Source organism: Pseudonocardia pini (assembly GCF_013870575.1).
Classification (GTDB): Bacteria; Actinomycetota; Actinomycetes; order Mycobacteriales; family Pseudonocardiaceae; genus Pseudonocardia; species Pseudonocardia pini.
On record NZ_JACBXB010000679.1, the window covers coordinates 1 to 3,087 of the forward strand.

The window sequence follows — 3,087 nt, forward strand, 5'->3', positions numbered from 1 at the left end:
TGGCGAGGTAGTCGTTCACCGTGACGACGTGCACGCCGTCCCCGAAGGAGCCTGATGGACGCGCCCGACCCCGACTTCGCCGCCGCCGTCCGCGCGGCGGTGCTGACGATGCCCGCCGCCGCCCACCTCGGGTTCGCCTTCGCCTCGGTGACACCCGGCGAGGTCGAGCTGGTCCTCGCGGTGCGCCCCGAACACACCCAGCACGACGGGTTCGTCGCGGGCAGCGTCCTCGGCGCCCTCGCCGACTTCGCGGGCGGATCGGCGGCGGGCACGCTGCTGCCCGCCGGATGGGTCTGCATGACGACGGACTACACCGTCAAGATCCTCGCTCCGGCGAAGGGCGCCACCGTCGTCGCCCGCGGGCGCGTGCTCGAGGCCGGGCGCACGACCACCGTGGCCGCCGCGGACGTGGTCGCGGTCGACGGCGGCGAGGAGACGTTCTGCGCGACCGCCCTGGTGACCATGCGGAACCTCAGGGTCGGCTGAGGTGCTCGCCCACACCGACACCGGGGCGGGGGCCGAGACCGTCGTGTTCGGCCACGGCCTGCTCTTCGGCGGCTGGATGTTCCGTGCCCAGGTCGAGGCACTGCGCCGGCGGTACCGCTGCGTCGCCGTGGACTGGCCCGCACACGGCGACACCCCGGCCGGTCCGTGCGACATGGACACGCTGACCGCGCGGGCGGCGGACCTGATCCGCCGGGTCGGCGCCCCGGTGCACTGGGTCGGGCTTTCGATGGGCGGGTTCGTCGGGCTGCGGCTGGCGGCCCGCCACCCGGAGCTGCTCCGCTCGCTGGTCCTGCTGGACACCAGCGCCGACGCCGAGGTCCCGGCCACGGCCCGCGAGCACCGCCGGCTCGCCCTCGTCCAGCGATGGGTGGGGATCGGGCCGATCGCGGGACGCGTCGCCCCGGTGGTGTTCGGCCGGGACTTCCTCGCGGACCCGGTGAACGGGCCGGTCGTCGGCGAGTGGGTGCGGCGCCTGGCCGACGGCGACCGCGCCGGGATCCGTCGTGCGGTCCGGGCGGTCGCCGATCGCGACCCGGTCGCGGCGGAGCTGGGTCGGATCGACCTCCCGACGCTCGTGGTGGTCGGGGCCGACGACGTGGCCACACCCCCGGACCTGGCCCGGCGGATCGTCGCGGGGATCCCGGGGGCGCGGCTCGAGGTGCTGCGGAGCTGCGGGCACAGCTCCAGCCTCGAGCAACCGCAGGCCGTGACCGACCTGCTGGCCGACTTCCTCGGGTCGGTCCCGACCTCGGCCCGACGATCGGGCGCACGGGATCAGTAGCGCCAATGCCCCGATAGCTCTCGGTGGGCGCCGTTGTCGGGAGCGGGCCGCCCGTCGAGGCTCGTCCCTGTCCGGTGCACCTCTCCCGAACGGACCCCACCGTGGATCTGACCAGTGCTCCGCCCCGCGTGACCCCGCCCGCGAACCCTGCCGAGAACCCTGCCGAGAACCCGGTCGCGCAGGCCGTGACGGCGTCGCTCGACGTCGCCCACCGCCACGACCCGTACCCCGCCTACGCCGTCCTGCGCGACACGCCCGGCTTCCCGCCGGGCCCGCTGGGCACCCACGTCCTCGCCCGCCACGGCGACTGCGAACAGGTCCTGCAGGACCCGGCCTGGAGCCACGCCGAGGAGGCCCGGCTCCTCCACCCCGACAGCGAGGTCGCGCTGCCCGGCTCGTTCCTCTGGATGGACCCGCCGGACCACACCCGGCTCCGCGGGCTGGTCGCCGGTGCGTTCACCCCGCGCCGCATCGAGGGCCTGCGTACGCAGGCCGAGGCGCTCACCGCACAGCTGATGGACGCCGCCGTCGAGGCGGGCACGGTGGACCTCGTCGAGGCGCTGGCCTATCCGCTGCCCCTGCGCATGATCTGTTCGCTGACGGGGGTCCCGGCGGAGGCGGAGGACGACGTCCGGCGGATGTCCGCAGGCATCGCCCGCGGGCTGGACCCGGACGTCCTGCTCGGCCCGTCGGAGCTGGCGGCCCGCACCGCCGCGGTCCACGAGTTCGCCGACCTCTTCGGCACCCTCGCCGCGAGCCGCCGCGCCGACCCCCGCGACGATCTGGTCAGTGCGCTCGCGCGGGCCGGGGAGGACGGCGACCGACTCTCCCCGGTCGAGCTGCTGGGCACGCTGCTGATCCTCGTCGTCGCGGGCCACGAGACGACCGTCAACCTGGTCGCCAACGGGGTCCGTGCCCTCGCCGCCCATCCGGACCAGCTCGCCCTGCTGCGGGAACGCCCCGAGCTGGTGCCCGCCGCCGTCGACGAGCTCCTGCGCTTCGACGCCCCCGTGCACCTGACCACCCGGACCGCCCGCACCGCGCTCACGGTCGGCGACCGGACGTTCGCGCCGGGGGAGAGCCTGCTGCTGCTCCTCGGTTCCGCCAACCGCGACACCGCGGTCTTCCCGCGCGCCGACGATCTGGACGTCACCCGCTTCGCGGGCCGGGGCGCACGTCGTCACCTGGCCTTCGGCCTGGGGCTGCACCACTGCATCGGCGCGGCACTGGCCCGCCTGGAGATGGAGACGGTGCTGCGCGCGTTGACCGCCCGCGGCACGGGCGTCGAGCTGCTCACCGACCGGCCTCGCTACCGGCCCAACCTCGTCGTGCGCGGCATGGCGGAGCTCCCGGTGCGGCTCACCGAGGGGTCGGCCCGATGACGACCGCCGCTCCGGGGATCACCGCGTTCGGCGCCTTCGACCGGGCGCACCAGGCGGACCCCTACCCGTTCTACCGGCAGGCCCGGGACGAGGGCGCGCTGCTGCCGTACCTGCTCGACGACGTCGGGGTGCACTTGGTCACCCGGTACGCCGAGTGCGCCGAGGTCCTCACCTCCGCCGACTGGGGCCACGGCTACGCCGAGGGCATCAGCCCCTTCCGGGACCCGGGCGCCCGGATCCCCGGTTCCTTCGTCCGCATGGACCCGCCCGAGCACACCCGGCTGCGGGGGCTGCTGACCAAGACGTTCCTCCCCCGCGCCGTCGACGAGCTCGCCCCGACCGCCGTGCGCGTGGTGGAGACGCTGCTCGACGAGGCGCTCGCCGCCGGCGAGCTCGACGCGATCGCGGGCCTCTCCG

General features: G+C 75.4%; 3 protein-coding genes and 1 pseudogene. All 4 read left to right on the plus strand.

Annotated features, from left to right (window positions below; all coding sequences use genetic code 11):
• The first annotated feature begins 54 nt into the window (after window positions 1–54).
• A complete protein-coding gene (locus tag H5J29_RS27035) occupies window positions 55–486 on the plus strand; it encodes a PaaI family thioesterase (RefSeq protein WP_181783822.1) in 432 nt (143 codons plus the stop codon).
• A gap of 1 nt (window position 487) precedes the next feature.
• Window positions 488–1,288 carry an alpha/beta fold hydrolase gene (locus H5J29_RS27040; RefSeq protein ID WP_220187986.1) on the plus strand — a complete coding sequence of 267 codons (801 nt, stop codon included), beginning with the start codon at window positions 488–490 and terminating at the stop codon, window positions 1,286–1,288.
• Between the two features lie 101 nt (window positions 1,289–1,389).
• Window positions 1,390–2,670, plus strand: a complete 1,281-nt coding sequence (locus tag H5J29_RS27045) for a cytochrome P450 (RefSeq protein WP_312858434.1) — start codon at window positions 1,390–1,392, stop codon at window positions 2,668–2,670.
• Window positions 2,667–3,087 (plus strand): annotated as a pseudogene (locus tag H5J29_RS27050) (cytochrome P450); the annotation flags it as partial. The gene H5J29_RS27045 and the pseudogene H5J29_RS27050, both read left to right, overlap by 4 nt.

Coding starts and splice junctions, on each gene's coding strand:
- H5J29_RS27035 (WP_181783822.1), top strand. CDS start 55: ATGGACGCGCCCGACCCCGACTTCGCCGCCGCCGTCCGCGCGGCGGTG.